This window comes from Bartonella krasnovii (assembly GCF_003606345.3).
GTDB lineage: Bacteria > Pseudomonadota > Alphaproteobacteria > Rhizobiales > Rhizobiaceae > Bartonella > Bartonella krasnovii.
The window spans coordinates 1140156-1155335 of the sequence record NZ_CP031844.2 but is presented as its reverse complement, the minus strand read 5'-3'; the positions used below and the strand labels follow the sequence as shown (position 1 = coordinate 1155335).

The window sequence follows — 15180 nt, the reverse complement described above, 5'->3', positions numbered from 1 at the left end:
TCCAAAGATTGGAACAATCTAGATTGAAAATAATCTGCTCGTTATCATTTTTCTTTGGAATATTTTGTGAGCCATTACCTATGATAATAACTCCATCATATAAGTATCAGACTTTGATGGTAAGCTGTGCCCGCAATATAAGTACTTTATGTTAAAATGATTTTGTATTAAAATGCCTAACAATGTGAAGAGATTTTACTAGATACAAGTCTATAAGAAAATATATTTTTCTAAACTTATTATTTAAGTTCTCTTTCATAAGAGACGTTATTGTGAGAATTGTTTCTATATTTTGATTTATGTTTTTTTATTGATACTCAATTAAGACAAATAAATTATTTTATAAGCTTGTTTAAAAATTAAGTTTTTAAATTTTGTTATTAAAAAAATCGCTAACCTTTTAGAAGCGAAGAGGGAATTTTTATGCATCCCCTTGTAAAGAAGAGTAGCGTCCTCTAAAAAGATATTGTGATTACTGTGGGGTAAAGAGGAGGAGTTTTTTATCATTCTTTTAAAGAGAATTGGTGCTGGTAGAAAGTAACAGATAACAGAGTCATTGGGGCATTGTATTTGCAAAAGCTTTAATAAAGAAGCAGAAAGGTATCACAATAAAATCTAAAAAAACATGAGTGTGTACCATTCACAACGGTTTCTTCCATTCTTGGGGCGACAGGCAATATTGATTTGCAAGCAAAAAAAGATGCCACGATTACGGCATCTCATATGATTGCCAATGAAAACATCAATGTTACAGCAGAAAATGTCACGATTAATGGCATGACAGACCATCATAAGAGCCATTCAGAAACCCATGAAACTGGTTTTGGTGTGGGCTCAGGCAAGGGCTTTGTCTCAATCTACGGCAGTGAGGGAAAGACAGAGAATGAAGAAAGCTTTGAACATCAAGGCTCTTCGTTCAATGGGAAAAATATTACCATCACTGCGACAAAAGAAGATGTGAATGTGGTCGGCTCTGACTTTAATGCACGAGAAAATATTAATGTCTCGGCAGCCCATGATGTGAACGTTTCACCTGGTCACAATAGTTATAGCGCAAACTCAAAGGAAGAACGCACAGGCTTTGGCATTCAGTTTGAAAAGAGCAAAAGTGGTGCCTCTATTGGTGTTGGGATTGAGAGCAATAAAGATACGGGCGATCAATGGGAAAAGACTAATACAGCATCGAATTTCCATGCAGGCAATGATGCGAATTTTAATGCCGGCAATGATGCGAATTTTCAAGCGGCAAATGTTTCGGCAGACCGTGATGTCAATATCGATGCTGGCAATAACGTGACCTTTTCAGAAGCTGATGATACCTCTAATGCGAAGGAAACACACGAAAAAACCTTTGCCGGTGTGACAGCCTCTGCGGATATTGGTGTTCTTGGCACGGTACAAGGTCTAAAAGATTCAGCAGACCGCATGAATAATAAGGATGGAAACGGGAAATTTGGTAATGCTATACTAACAGGTCTCAAAATCAATCACCTCTTTAATAAAGGCAAAAATTTTGTTGATTGGCTGAGTGGCAACACAGGGGAAAGAGGGAACATAACCAAAGGACTGAGTAGTTCATTAGGAGGGTTTGGAGGCTCCACCAAAGATGTTCTTGCCAATATGGCTGGTGCATCTGGCAGTGTGAGCGTGGGCTTTAAGAGCGAGAAAGCAGAAGCCTCTTCTCAAGTCTCCACAGCGACGACGACGACAATAGAAGGGGGGCGTTCTGTTAACATAAATGCTCACAACGGCAATATCCATGGTGTTGGTACTGATATTATTGCAGGCACAAACCCTCTGATCAATGATGAACAGAGCGGAAATATTAATATGATAGCGGAGCAAAATATCATCTTTGAAAGTGCACAAAATACGCAAAGCACACAAAACAACAATGAAAGCACTTCCATGAGTGTTGGCACGGGGGGTGCAGGGGCAACAGGCAGTGCTTCTTTTAGTCAAGGGGAAGGTTCTAGTGATGAAGTGCACCACAAGAACAGCCATGTTATAGGGACGGGTACGGTCCATACCAACAGTGGGCAAAACACCACATTAGCAGGTGCAGTGTTTTCTGGAAACCGTGTAGAGATGGGTGTTGGAGGTGATCTCACCATTACCAGCCTCAGTGATACGGGACAAACCACTAGCAAGCAAAATTCTGTTTCTGTTGGCTTTGGTGGTGGAGCAACGGGAGGAGGAGGTTCCATGAGCGCCTCTTTCCAAAAAGATAAAACCTCTAGTGATTATCACAGTGTTGTGGAGCAATCCGGCATTAAAGCAGAGGCAGGCGGCTTTGAGATTACTGTTAAAGACAAAACAACCCTGACCGGAGGCATTATTGCCAGCACTGCCCCAGCAGATAAAAACAAACTGACCACCGGAAGCATTACGACGAGTGATATCACCAACAGCGCTCATGCGACAGCCAGCAGCCATGGTTTTAGCCTTTCTGGAAATGACACGATAAAAAACATTACCAAGAATGTTTTAAACCACGGCAAGGCCAAGGATAATGCAGAAGGGGAAACAAAATCTGCTATCAGTGATGGGACTATCATCCTAACCGATACAACTGGCCAAAGGTCCATGGGGCAAGATGCTGGAGAAATCATTGGCTCTCTCAACCGCAACACCGCAGCAGCCCACCAGGCTGTAGCACCAATAGACGCCACATCGCTTGAGGCAGCCGTGCATAATCGCTTAGATATGACCAATGATTTATTGGATGAAGGAATTAAAATCGTTGATCATGGCTTCGAAAACATGTTTTACAAAGAGCATCACCTGGCGACCGTTGAACATGATAAAGATGGCAATGTCATCTATGCAAAAGATGAAAATGGAAATCCTATAAGAGATAGCCATGGAAATCCACAGCCACTATATCATTACTTAACGCCAGAGGAAGAAGAGCATTTACAAAAAGGTTCTGATGGCAAGGTACATGTTTTCCTCAATGGTATTTTTACGACACCCGATGAAGCAGCTCATAATGCGGTCCAGTTGTCTGATAATAAGAATGGTCCGCACTATTTTTTGGTGTTTCCACATAGCGATTCGTTGTTAGTGGAGGGTTTTATTGCAGGGTATCAGTATGTTCTGGAAGGAGATTTGGGTGGTCTGACCAATTCGACCAAGAAGTTTCAGCATCTGTTGTATAGCCTTGGCAATACAGGATTACATATTGATGGGCACAGCCGTGGTAGTATGACAGCGGGCAATGGATCGTATAATTTAGCAAAGCATGGTGTTCACGGTATAGCAAAGGAAACAACGATTAATTTCTTTGGACCAGCTTTTAATACTCAAGACATGGCAGATACGTTATATATCTTAAGTGATGGCAAGCAGGATTATGTCAATTTGGAAAATCATAAATATGACTTTGTTGGTGTCAAGATTGGCAAAAATCCTTATACCTTTGAGAAAATTCCTCCTGGAAGTGGTCCTTGGAAAGAGAGATTTCAAATATTTAAGGGCTACCCCAGTGTTCATGCTTGTTATGGTAATGCGAGTCCAATATGTCGACAGGCTTATGGTTCACCTAATCGTACACCCATTTATTCAATTTATTCAGGAAGAAAAAAATGAAGAAAATCTTGAAATTATTAAGTGGTATGGTTTTGTCTAGTATAGCGGGATGTAATATCGATAAGCCTGCTCCAGGAGTTTTGAGTGCTTGGGAAAAACCTGGTGCAGACTTTACTGAGGTAGGAAAAGCATTGTTAGAATGTGGCATGCCGACGCCTTACGATGTTTTCCCAGAAAATAAAAAGTTAAGCATCAATGCAGAGGCATCCATTGATGCTTGCATGATACAATCAGGGTTTCATTACAAATGGGGAGGACCATATTGGTGTTATACGTTTAAGGAAGAAAACCTTCCGATTTGTCGTCCAGGCGCAGTCATTCCACAGCGCAGTGTCAAGAGGCGCTTAAACAGCCCTTATTGTAAAAGGTATAAAAATGCGGATGAATGCCAATCTTAACAACGCAAAATCATTCGCAAAGTCTTCCCTGAATGTTGGCTACGATTATGGCACGGGAGGAGGAGGTTCCATGAGCGCCTCTTTCCAAAAGAATAAAACCTCTAGTGATTATCACAGTGTTGTGGAGCAATCCGGCATTAAAGCAGAGGCAGGCGGCTTTGAGATTACTGTTAAAGACAAAACAACCCTGACCGGAGGTATTATTGAAAGTAGTGCCTCAGCGGATAAAAATAGTCTGACCACCGGAAGCATTACGACGAGTGATATTGCTAACAGTGCTGAAGCGACAGCCAACAGTCAAGGTTTAAGCATTTCTGGGGGTGGTCCGATGGATCAAGGCAAATATGGTATTGGAAAAAACATTGCCAAAAATATCTTAGATCATGCAAAAGCCCATGATGAAGAAGAAGGCTACACCAAATCCGCCATCAGTGATGGCACCATTGTGATCACCGATGAAGCAGGGCAGAAAGTGTTAACGGGGCAAAATGGGGAACAAACAATCGCTTCCCTTAATCGTGATACTGTGACAGCCCATAAGGGTGTCTCACCCATCGATGTAGGCAAGCTGGAACAAATCGTCCATGAAAACCGTGAAATGGCAACACAACTCTTAGAAGAAGGATTTAAATACAGCGATGAGTCCTATAAAACCATGTTTCTTAAAGAACATCCTCTCGCTGTGGTTGACCGTGATGAACAGGGCAATATAATCTATAAAACAGATGCAAATGGGGTACCTATAAGAGACGCTCGTGGACAAAAAATCCCTAAGTTTCATTATTTAACGGAAGAAGAAAAGCAGCATTTGCAAGAAGGTGCTGATGGCAAGGTGCATGTGTCCTTTAATGGCATCTTTACTCCACCAGAGGAGGCGGCTGTTTATGCAGAGCAACATGCGAAGGATAAAAATAATCCGCTTTATTTTGTTGTATTCCCAGAAGCCGATTCTGCCATTTCAGAACTTCTGGTGGCGGGATATCAAAAGTTTTTAGAAAATAACTTTTGGGGTTTGACCAATTCCACACAAACAGCAAAAGCTCTGATGTATGGTTATGGACTTACAGGGTTAGAACTTTATGGCCATAGCCGTGGGACCATGACATTGGGGAATATGCTGAATTCTTTCAAACAAGAAGGTGTGCATGGAATAGCGAATGAAAACACGGATATCAATTTCTATGGACCAGCCTTTAATGTTTTGTCTGCAGTTGATCTATTAAGGTATTTGAGAGACGGCAAACAAACCACTATTGGTTTTGATGGGCATAAATATGACTTTGTCAGCAGAATGATTGGCGGCAATGGCTATACTTACGAGACAGCACCTGCTGGTAGTAACGCTTGGAAAGAAGCATGGAAAATGTTCACAGATCCTCGCAATGTTCATACTTGTTTGGGGAGTGTGGATGATATGTGCCACAAGCTTTATGGCACATCTCATCGTGAACAAAGGCCTTTAAGTAAATCAAGGAGCAAGAAATGAAACAAACTCTAAAATTATTGAGTGGTAGTATATGGCTATTGAGTATGGCTGGATGTTATTTAGGTACACCTTCTACATCATCTTTGGATGCTTGGGAAAAGCCAGGAGCAGATTTTACTGAAGTAGCAAAAGCATTTTTAGAATGCGGAAAACCAACCCCTTATGATGTCGATCCAGAAAATCAAAAGTTAAGCTATAATGAAAAAGCAACAGTTTATGCTTGCATGGTTCAAGCTGGTTTTCGTGATAAAGTAGGAGGAGGAACTTGGTGTGAGAATCATAAAGCCGAAAACTTGCCGATTTGTCGTCCAGGCGCAGTCATTCCACAGCGCAGTGTCAAGAGGCGCTTAAACAGCCCGTTTTGTAAAAAATATAAAAATGCACCGGAATGCAAACCCTAGGTTTTGCTGTTTTTGGAAGCTTCAATCCCCACATTCTGTATTCCCATATCTATGGGGATTGTTCCTCCAATTTCTATGAATACTGGAAGAAGAAAAGCAGCATTTGCAAGAAGGTGCTGATGGCAAGGTGCATGTGTCCTTTAATGGCATTTTTACTCCACCAGAGGAGGCGGCTGTTTATGCAGAGCAACATGCGGAGGATAAAAATAATCCGCTTTATTTTGTTGTATTCCCAGAAGCCGATTCTGCTATTTCAGAACTTCTGGTGGCAGGATATCAGAAGTTTTTAGAAAATAACTTTTGGGGTTTGACCAATTCCACACAAACAGCAAAAGCTCTGATGTATGGTTATGGACTTACAGGGTTAGAACTTTATGGCCATAGCCGTGGGACCATGACATTGGGGAATATGCTGAATTCTTTCAAACAAGAAGGTGTGCATGGAATAGCGAATGAAAACACGGATATCAATTTCTATGGACCAGCCTTTAATGTTTTGTCTGCAGTTGATCTATTAAGGTATTTGAGAGACGGCAAACAAACCACTATTGGTTTTGATGGGCATAAATATGACTTTGTCAGCAGAATGATTGGCGGCAATGGCTATACTTACGAGACAGCACCTGCTGGTAGTAACGCTTGGAAAGAAGCATGGAAAATGTTCACAGATCCTCGCAATGTTCATACTTGTTTGGGGAGTGTGGATGATATGTGCCACAAGCTTTATGGCACATCTCATCGTGAACAAAGGCCTTTAAGTAAATCAAGGAGCAAGAAATGAAACAAACTCTAAAATTATTGAGTGGTAGTATATGGCTATTGAGTATGGCTGGATGTTATTTAGGTACACCTTCTACATCATCTTTGGATGCTTGGGAAAAGCCAGGAGCAGATTTTACTGAAGTAGGAAAAGCTTTGTTGGAATGTGGCATGCCAACCCCTTATGATGTCGATCCAGAAAATCAAAAGTTAAGCTATAATGAAAAAGCAACAGTTTATGCTTGCATGGTTCAAGCTGGTTTTCGTGATAAAGTAGGAGGAGGAACTTGGTGTGAGAATCATAAAGCCGAAAACTTGCCGATTTGTCGTCCAGGCGCAGTCATTCCACAGCGCAGTGTCAAGAGGCGCTTAAACAGCCCGTTTTGTAAAAAATATAAAAATAGCCGTAAATGCCAACCTTAAGTTTTGCTGTTTTTGGAAGCTTCAATCCCCACATTCTGTATTCCCATATCTATGGGGATTGTTCCTCCAATTTCTATGAATACTGGAAGAAGAAAAGCAGCATTTGCAAGAAGGTGCTGATGGCAAGGTGCATGTGTCCTTTAATGGCATTTTTACTCCACCAGAGGAGGCGGCTGTTTATGCAGAGCAACATGCGGAGGATAAAAATAATCCGCTTTATTTTGTTGTATTCCCAGAAGCCGATTCTGCTATTTCAGAACTTCTGGTGGCAGGATATCAGAAGTTTTTAGAAAATAACTTTTGGGGTTTGACCAATTCCACACAAACAGCAAAAGCTCTGATGTATGGTTATGGACTTACAGGGTTAGAACTTTATGGCCATAGCCGTGGGACCATGACATTGGGGAATATGCTGAATTCTTTCAAACAAGAAGGTGTGCATGGAATAGCGAATGAAAACACGGATATCAATTTCTATGGACCAGCCTTTAATGTTTTGTCTGCAGTCGATCTATTAAGGTATTTGAGAGACGGCAAACAAACCACTATTGGTTTTGATGGGCATAAATATGACTTTGTCAGCAGAATGATTGGCGGCAATGATTATACTTACGAGACAGCACCTGCTGGTAGTAACGCTTGGAAAGAAGCGTGGAAAATGTTCACAGACCCCAACAGTGTCCATACTTGCCTTGGACATGCGAATGCTATGTGCAACACACTTTATGGTTCATCTCATCGAGAACAAAGACCTTTAAGTAAATCAAGGAGTAAAAAATGAAACAAACTCTAAAGTTATTAGGTGCAGTAACTCTAATGAGTATAGCTGGATGTCAGTTTAATAAACCTCCCGTATCTTCTATAGGAGCATGGGAGAAACCAGGAGCAGATTTTACAGAGATAGGAAAAGCCCTCTTAGAATGTGGCATGCCAACCCCTTATGATGTCGATCCAGAAAACCAAAATCGCAGTTTTAATCAAATGGCAACCATTGATGCTTGTATGCTTCAATCAGGGTTTCGCTATAAATATGATGTCGGGGGGGGATGGTGTGGAAATCATAGAGCCGAAAACCTTCCGATTTGTCGTCCAGGCGCAGTCATTCCACAGCGCAGTGTCAAGAGGCGCTTAAACAGCCCGTTTTGTAAAAAATATAAAAATGCACCTGAATGCAAACCCTAGGTTTTGCTGTTTGTGGAAAGTACAATCCCCACAGCCATGTGTTCCCATGTCTATGGGGATTGTTCCTTCAATTTCCATTTCAGCATTGTCTGTGAAGCAATATGACAACAGGGAATACACTTATTAATTCTATAATGTTGCGTTACAAGACGGATTTTGCTATTCATTCTTTGAGTGAAAATGGAAAGCCTTGTCCGTCCTTACGTGACAAGGTTTTCTTTTATGCGACGTCGTTATAACGTTGCTGTTTGGCTTGCTCTATGACATTCAAAAGATCTGATTGTAACCAACGCGATAAAAAACCAAATTTTAAAGGTTTTGGGAGAGAGCCATTGGTCACATGACGGCGAAATGTTGAAACACTCATATGAAGCAATTTTGCACTTTCACGGTCAGTTAAAAGAATATCATTTTCTGTCATTATAATTTCCTTTCAAGAGTAAAAAATGGGAACAAATCATAAGTATTTATTAACCATATTTTTGAATCATTGGAAAGGTATTTAATCTATAGAAAACAGTGTTTTATTATACATTTTCTGATGTGATAATTTATGAGTTTAATTGAGAAAGAATGAGAGAAGAGAGAGCAAGTTATCCACAGATAATGGGGTATTACACCCCATATCTTAAGCTTGACCGGTGACATAAGCCGCCCATTTATCCATATAGATGCGACGCTGTTCTAAATAATCAGTCCGACGATAGGCACGCTCTACTTTACCACCGACCGTATGACTTAGAATGGTTTCAGCGACCTCATAGGGGGCATCGGTTGTTTCAGCAAGCCAATTGCGTAAACTAGAACGAAATCCATGCGGGCAGGTTTCAAGTTTATTGTCTCTCATATATTGAGCCATACACTTATCAGCGAGAGGACCTCGACCGGTTGCAGAAAAAAAGAAATCATTGCGTGAAAGCGAGCGCGCTTATTTCAAAATGTCTAATGCTTCAGAAGATAAAGGGACGCGAAATTCTGTTGTAGCATCACGCCTTCCTTTCATATTTTTAGCAGGCATAGTCCATATATCCCCCTCAACTTGATCTTTATGAATATAACGTAAAGGACGTGTACGAACTCCTGTAAGGATAAGCAAACGCAAAGCCAGTTGTGTTAGGGTTGATGCTTCGCAAAGCGTTTGATAAAAAGCAGGAACATCTTTCCAATCCATTGCTGGTAAATTTTGGACTTTATAGCGTTGTTTTCCTAAGAGCGCGCGTGCTTTTTCTGTTGCTTGTAAATCAACATTCAATCCCAAGGCAGCCGCATGTTTGAGACAAAGATTAAGACGGTTCAGTGCTTTACGAGCTGTTCCAGCTTTTGTATGCCAGATAGGAGCAAGTGTGTTGCGTATCTCTGTTTGGGTAATCTCTGAAACGGGCAGACAGCCTAATTTAGGGAGAATATGAAGGCGTAGAGGTAAAAACCAATGTCCATCTTTCCCATCCCCTTTTAATTCAGCTTTACGACTTTCAAAAGCATCTAGAGTAATATCTTTTAAGTAATGGAGATTGCTCATTGCTTCACGCTTTTGTTTTTCACGTTCTTTAATGGGGTCACGCCTTTCACGTAAAACAGAACGCTATTGGTTTGCCAATTCACGGGCTTGTTTTAAAGAGACATCTCGCAACGCTCCCAAGCCTATTTCACGGCGGCGCCCGTGAATGGTACAGCGATAAAGCCATTGAGCACCGCCATCTTTATGCTTGTGAAGAAGCAAGCCGACACCATCATACTATTTGCCAGCTCCCAATGTTGCGACGTCTCTTGCATTAAGACGATTCATAAGAGGCATTTTTAGTTCTTTATTTAACAGTTTTTACCCACACGCCAGCCCCGTTTTGACGTGCAAGCGAATGATATTGATTTTAAATAATATAGATTATGAAACCTATATTGAACCGTTTTTAGGTTCAGGGGTTATTTTTCAAACAAACGACCAGCGAAATATTCCGTCATTAATGATTTGAATAGTGAGATCACAAATCTGTTTCAATGTGTTCAAAATGACTTTGATGATTTAGCCAAACGATTGGAGTGGTTTGTTTGTTTGAGACAGTTGTTTTTTTAATTTGCGGCTATTGATTCAAAAAGCCTTACCAAAGTTGAAAGAGCAGCACGCTTTTTGTTTCTCCAACGTTGTGTCATGTATGGGAAAAAAGATTACATTTCTTTTGGCTTTGGCAAAAAAGGAGGGCAGAGTTTAATCCCGACAAGCTTTTAGCAAGAATGCGGCGTGTTAGGAAAAAACTGCTTGATAGCACTATCTTAAATTTATCATGGGAATGTGTTGTGGAGTTATTTGATGCGCCCGACAGTTTATTTTATTTACCCCCCTCTTATTTTATAAAGAAGAAATGCTATAGCTCTGGAAATTTTGTTAAAGATGATTTTGTCAATATGGCAAAAGTTCTCAAAGGCATTCAAGGCAAATTTGTTTTGAGTCTGAATGATTGTGATGTTGTTAGAGAGATCTTTAAAGATTTTGACTTTTTAGAATTAGAGACCCTTTGGACAGCAAGTACAGCAAAAAAAACACTTCGAAAAGAAGTGCTGATTCGTAATAATTGAGGAAAGTTTGAAAAATATTTGTTAGGACCAGAGGAGATGTTTCTTCTCTAACAGGGCTTTTTAGATGGTTACATCTTTTGGTAAAACTTTACGTAAACTTCGTATTGATCACTCAGAACGGCTTTTAGATATGGCTAAAATTAGATATATCTGTAGCACTTTTGTCTTCTGTTGAAATTGGTAAAAAATCTGTACCCGTTGGTATGGAAGAAAAGATCATAGAGTTGTACAATTTAGATCAGGATATGGCTTCTCTCTTAAGAAAAGAGGCTGTTTTTTGCCGTAAGAGTTTTACAATCAAATCTTCTGATTCATTTTGCTCTGAAATTACTGGTATGTTCGTTAGAGCTTTAGAGAACTTTTCACAACAGGACTTAGCAAAACTCAAAGAATTATTAAAAGAAGTTAGCAAAAAAGGACGTGCTTTGTAGAGGGGGGTTGGAAAATCCTATTCCCTACTTTTATTCATACATCCTGTACCTTGAAGAGAATACGACAAACCTCTGAGTTATTAATGTTATAAAGGCTGAATGGTGGGCGTGACAGGGATTGAACCTGTGACCCCTACGATGTCAACGTAGTGCTCTCCCGCTGAGCTACACGCCCATTCATCGATGTTGCATACACCATATAGAATGACAAACGTCAATGCTTAATTTCATTTTCTCTTAACAACAGATACAAATAATTTAGAAAAACATCCTCTTAAGCAGCAATAAGGATCTTTTCAACTTCATTGACAAGTTCACGTAAGTGAAATGGCTTAGAGAGAACTTTTGCATCGGGAGGAGCATCACTATTTGAATTGAGTGCAACCGCTGCAAAACCTGTAATGAACATGACTCGTAAATCAGGGTCAATCTCAGTTGCGCGTCGTGCCAGTTCGATTCCATCCATCTCTGGCATCACAATGTCAGTCAGGAGAAGAGAAAATGGTTCCTCTTGTAAACGTTCGTATGCGCTAATACCATTATCGAAATCGGCAACTTCATAGCCTGCACGTTCTAGGGCTTTTACGAGAAAGCGACGCATATCGTTATCATCTTCTGCGAGCAGGATTCGTTTCATGATTGTGTTCCAATGGCTCCATTTGTAAAAGTTTTTGCCACACCAATTATACAATATAGAGTATTTATAAAAAAGATGGTAAAATACTCATAATTGAAATGAATGGCAAAATGGTTAATTCTTTATTTTTACTCAAAATACAACATATTCGTTGTGAGTTGGTTAAATTCGGAATATATGTGACTGAAAAAAGAAGGGATGATCTAGATTTTTTGAAATGATTCATTGCTATTTTTTCTTTTAATTTATCTGTTTCTTACCAGAACTCCATTAAAAAAGTTATAAAAACCATTACTGTAGGGATTCTTTATATTGAAAAATTAGAAGAATTTTATATTAATTTATTTTTTTTAAAATTTTATTCTAAAAAAATAGAATTTTTATAATTATCTATTTTCATAGAAATTAGCAAATAAAAGTTATAAATAAATTTTATTTTCAGAGTTTTTATACATCAAAAATATTATTTTGATGTAGTATTTATAAAATATTTATCACGGTTTATTAAAGTAATTTTTTATATTTATGTTATTAAATTACTTATAACGATAATAATATTATTATCGTTATGATATGATAATGTAATTTATATATTCGTTATTTTTGTTATGAGTTATGATGAATTTTTGTTTCTTGGGTTGCTTATAAAACCTATAAAACGAATCATATAAGTGGTTAGAAAATGAAATCCATTATAGAACGATGTTTCTGATAGAAATCTTCGTTTTTAGCAGAGCGAAATGGAAGTTAAGGTTTTATATTATTTTATAGACGCATTATCGCATATAAATGCATCAAATGCCGCCCAAAATTGTTTTTTATAATTTTCGTTATACATAATTGTATCAAGTTCGGCGCCTGTAATAGTAATACTTTCTGCCAGACGAGTGTTTTGGCATAATTCCCGTACTTCAATGTTGTTGGCAAGATTGTTTTGATTGGCAAGAATAAAGAGTGTTGGGATTTGTAAATGTCTGTGGCGTATATTTTTCTTCACAGAATCAATCGCATTAAATACCGAAGCCATCCATCGGGATGTTGGGCGCTTAATGGAAGGGAATGGCTCTTGATGCATATGCTCCAATTGTATATTTTTTGGGTTTGTGTTTTTTAATTTTTTCCCGTTTTTTACTGGTATAAAACCAAGACCTATATCAGAAAGAAGTTGTGTTAATTTATGTTGAAAACCATTCGTTTTATTGCCAAATGGGGACAAAAGGGGAGAAATACAGAGCAATCTGTTAAACTGATGATTAATGAAATCTAAGCCGCTAAGGGCGATCAGTCCTCCCATACCATAGGCGAGCATAGAGTAAGGGGGAGGACAAGTAGGATAAACAATATTTTTAAGAAATTCATATAAGTCATTAATATCATTATTTATATCAAAGTAATAATGACGGCTTTTTTTTCTTGTTGTGAGGGATATTCTTTTTTGATCAAACCAGTCAAATATTGCTGTATGAAAACCGCGTTTAGAAATTTCATTTATGGGTAAAAAATATGTTTCTAAAGCATTTGTATTGTTTTCAAGAATAACAATTGTTCCCTTAGATTGTTTGACCTCAGGATATGTTGTTACAAAACGAATTTCGCGATCTATCGCTATTTTAAGGGTACCATGATGGATATTAGGAGGAGCAGAACTCAAGTTTATGGGATAAAGAGGTGTTTTCAATTGAAATCCTTTAAGTGTATTTGCCGCTAAGTTCAACGTGAGATAATGAGAAGGCTTTGTGATATTTATGTAATGATGAAGAAGGATTAAGAAAGGGGTAAGTTGTTTTTTTAGATAGTTTTTATCAATTCAGATATAAAAGAGTTGAAATAAGAGAAAACGATTACCAGATAACACAATGTGGTCGCCATGATGGGGCCACGGATTTACAAGTAAGTTTGCTATTTGGGAACTCTGTGAATCAATTATAAATTTTAGTCGCTCTAGAGGAGGGCAGTATCATGCGTCAAGTAGACTTTTCACCATTTTATCGTTCCACAGTAGGTTTTGATCATCTTTTTAACTGGTTTGATTCAAGAACACAACCAGAAGAAGTTTCTTCTTATCCCCCTTATAATATTGAACGTTTAACCGAAGATTCTTATAGAATTTCTATGGCCGTTGCAGGTTTTTCTCAAGATGAAATTGATATTGAAACGCATTGTAATCAGCTGATCGTTAAGGGAGATAAAAAACATGAAAAGGATGATGAAGGACGAGAATTTCTTTATCGAGGTATTGCTTCGCGTGCTTTTGAACGACGTTTTCATTTAGCTGATCATGTAAAGGTTATTGGGGCAGAGCTTGGGGATGGTCTCCTTCATATTCAGCTTAAAAGGGAAATGCCAGCTGAATTAAAACCCAAAAAAATAACTGTGCAAATGTCACCATCCATTCCAGAAAATAATAACAACGGTGTTGTCGCATAAAGAAAATTTAAAAAATATGAAAAGTAAATAATTATAAGTTTTTAAAGATAATGTAACGCGAGGCAAAGATCTCGCGTTTCCTGTATGTGCTCGTGAGAATGAAGACGATTCTCATAAAAACGTTCTCTCTCTAATGGATGATAAAAGTTTATTGCACTATTCTATGCTGAAAAAAATCATGGATGTGTAATTGAAATAAAAAATTCTAAAATAAGCTTATTTTATAGCGTTTAAAAAATGGTCGGAGCGGCGGGATTTGAACCCACGACCCCTTGACCCCCAGTCAAGTGCGCTACCAAGCTGCGCTACGCTCCGAGTCCGTGTGAAACGATTAAATGACTGTTTCTTTAAAGGCAAGAGAAAAAATAAATAGAACAAAATCTAAAATGCTCTTACACTCAAAACTTTTGAAAGTGAATAAATTCGCCCACCAATAGATTGTTATTCGTTCAAGATAAGTCATGAATCTGTAAAGTTCTTTGTTATCGTTAAAATTTGAGCTCTATAATTAATAGATTTATGCATTTAATTCTTTTTGCAGATTGAGACGAGAGAAGATTTGTGATTTTAGAAGGGGCGGGGAAGGAGAGGAACTCCCGTAAGTAGGGAAGATCTATTTTCTTTATCTTATAGGTCATAAAAAATGAATATTTTTAAAACTTTGGAATTGGATGTATGGCATTGAAACGTTTTCTTTCGTTTAGAGTTTTTATAGCAGAGGTGTTTTGTGTTTTATGAGGATGTATTTCTATTCTAATAAATTTTTATCTCAATAAAAAGGATAGGGTGTTTTAATTTATGTCTTGTTGTTTTTCTTTTAAAATACCAGATAGAATATGGTAGAGAAAAAATGTTTAAAGTGTCTATTGAGCTA

11 protein-coding genes, 2 tRNA genes and 4 pseudogenes are annotated in these 15180 nt (G+C 38.4%); 11 read left to right on the top strand and 6 right to left on the bottom strand.

Features of this window, described 5'->3' with window-relative positions; all coding sequences use genetic code 11:
- Positions 1-642: 642 nt before the first annotated feature.
- The 8 genes and pseudogenes from D1092_RS05005 to D1092_RS04970 all read left to right on the top strand — a co-directional run.
- Positions 643-3591, top strand: a pseudogene (locus D1092_RS05005) (hemagglutinin repeat-containing protein); the annotation flags it as partial.
- Entirely contained in the window at positions 3588-3989 is a 402-nt protein-coding gene (locus tag D1092_RS05000; RefSeq protein WP_120122440.1) for a hypothetical protein, read from the top strand. The pseudogene D1092_RS05005 and the gene D1092_RS05000, both read left to right, overlap by 4 nt.
- On the top strand, positions 3973-5475 hold the full coding sequence (locus D1092_RS04995) for a filamentous hemagglutinin (RefSeq protein WP_479385960.1): 1503 nt from the start codon (positions 3973-3975) through the stop codon (positions 5473-5475). Before D1092_RS05000 ends, D1092_RS04995 begins: the two co-directional genes overlap by 17 nt.
- Positions 5472-5876, top strand: a complete 405-nt coding sequence (locus D1092_RS04990; RefSeq protein ID WP_120122438.1) for a hypothetical protein — start codon at positions 5472-5474, stop codon at positions 5874-5876. Before D1092_RS04995 ends, D1092_RS04990 begins: the two co-directional genes overlap by 4 nt.
- 103 nt (positions 5877-5979) lie before the next feature.
- A complete protein-coding gene (locus D1092_RS04985; RefSeq protein WP_241440123.1) occupies positions 5980-6657 on the top strand; it encodes a filamentous hemagglutinin in 678 nt (225 codons plus the stop codon).
- Positions 6654-7058 carry a hypothetical protein gene (locus D1092_RS04980; protein ID WP_120122436.1) on the top strand — a complete coding sequence of 135 codons (405 nt, stop codon included), beginning with the start codon at positions 6654-6656 and terminating at the stop codon, positions 7056-7058. Before D1092_RS04985 ends, D1092_RS04980 begins: the two co-directional genes overlap by 4 nt.
- A gap of 103 nt (positions 7059-7161) precedes the next feature.
- Positions 7162-7839 carry a filamentous hemagglutinin gene (locus tag D1092_RS04975; RefSeq protein WP_241435852.1) on the top strand — a complete coding sequence of 226 codons (678 nt, stop codon included), beginning with the start codon at positions 7162-7164 and terminating at the stop codon, positions 7837-7839.
- On the top strand, positions 7836-8240 hold the full coding sequence (locus tag D1092_RS04970; protein WP_120122434.1) for a hypothetical protein: 405 nt from the start codon (positions 7836-7838) through the stop codon (positions 8238-8240). Before D1092_RS04975 ends, D1092_RS04970 begins: the two co-directional genes overlap by 4 nt.
- 220 nt (positions 8241-8460) lie before the next feature.
- Here the strand turns inward: D1092_RS04970 and D1092_RS04965 are convergent, their stop codons facing one another.
- Complete coding sequence (locus D1092_RS04965) at positions 8461-8661, bottom strand: helix-turn-helix transcriptional regulator (protein WP_007347430.1); 201 nt, start codon at positions 8659-8661, stop codon at positions 8461-8463.
- Between the two features lie 207 nt (positions 8662-8868).
- A pseudogene (locus tag D1092_RS09825) lies at positions 8869-9960 on the bottom strand (tyrosine-type recombinase/integrase).
- Positions 9961-10033: 73 nt separating this feature from the next.
- Here D1092_RS09825 and D1092_RS04955 point away from each other — a divergent pair.
- Together D1092_RS04955 and D1092_RS04950 are read left to right on the top strand one after the other, a co-directional pair.
- Positions 10034-10811 (top strand): annotated as a pseudogene (locus tag D1092_RS04955) (DNA adenine methylase).
- A gap of 64 nt (positions 10812-10875) precedes the next feature.
- A pseudogene (locus D1092_RS04950) lies at positions 10876-11242 on the top strand (XRE family transcriptional regulator).
- A 100-nt stretch (positions 11243-11342) separates the two neighbouring features.
- Here D1092_RS04950 and D1092_RS04945 read toward each other — a convergent pair.
- From D1092_RS04945 to D1092_RS04935, 3 genes are all read right to left on the bottom strand, one after another.
- Positions 11343-11417: transfer RNA gene (locus D1092_RS04945), tRNA-Val, on the bottom strand.
- A 99-nt stretch (positions 11418-11516) separates the two neighbouring features.
- Entirely contained in the window at positions 11517-11879 is a 363-nt protein-coding gene (gene cpdR, locus D1092_RS04940) for a cell cycle two-component system response regulator CpdR (RefSeq protein WP_005773448.1), read from the bottom strand.
- A 760-nt stretch (positions 11880-12639) separates the two neighbouring features.
- The gene (locus tag D1092_RS04935) at positions 12640-13557 is read right to left on the bottom strand and encodes a serine aminopeptidase domain-containing protein (protein WP_120122433.1); all 918 of its coding nucleotides are present in this window, start codon (positions 13555-13557) and stop codon (positions 12640-12642) included.
- 281 nt (positions 13558-13838) lie between these two features.
- Here D1092_RS04935 and D1092_RS04930 point away from each other — a divergent pair, with 281 nt between their 5' ends.
- Positions 13839-14306: an Hsp20 family protein gene (locus tag D1092_RS04930; RefSeq protein WP_120122432.1), complete on the top strand. Its 468-nt coding sequence runs from the start codon at positions 13839-13841 to the stop codon at positions 14304-14306.
- 238 nt (positions 14307-14544) lie between these two features.
- On the opposite strand, the gene D1092_RS04925 is transcribed toward D1092_RS04930, so the two are convergent.
- Positions 14545-14621: transfer RNA gene (locus D1092_RS04925), tRNA-Pro, on the bottom strand.
- Positions 14622-15180 lie beyond the last annotated feature (559 nt).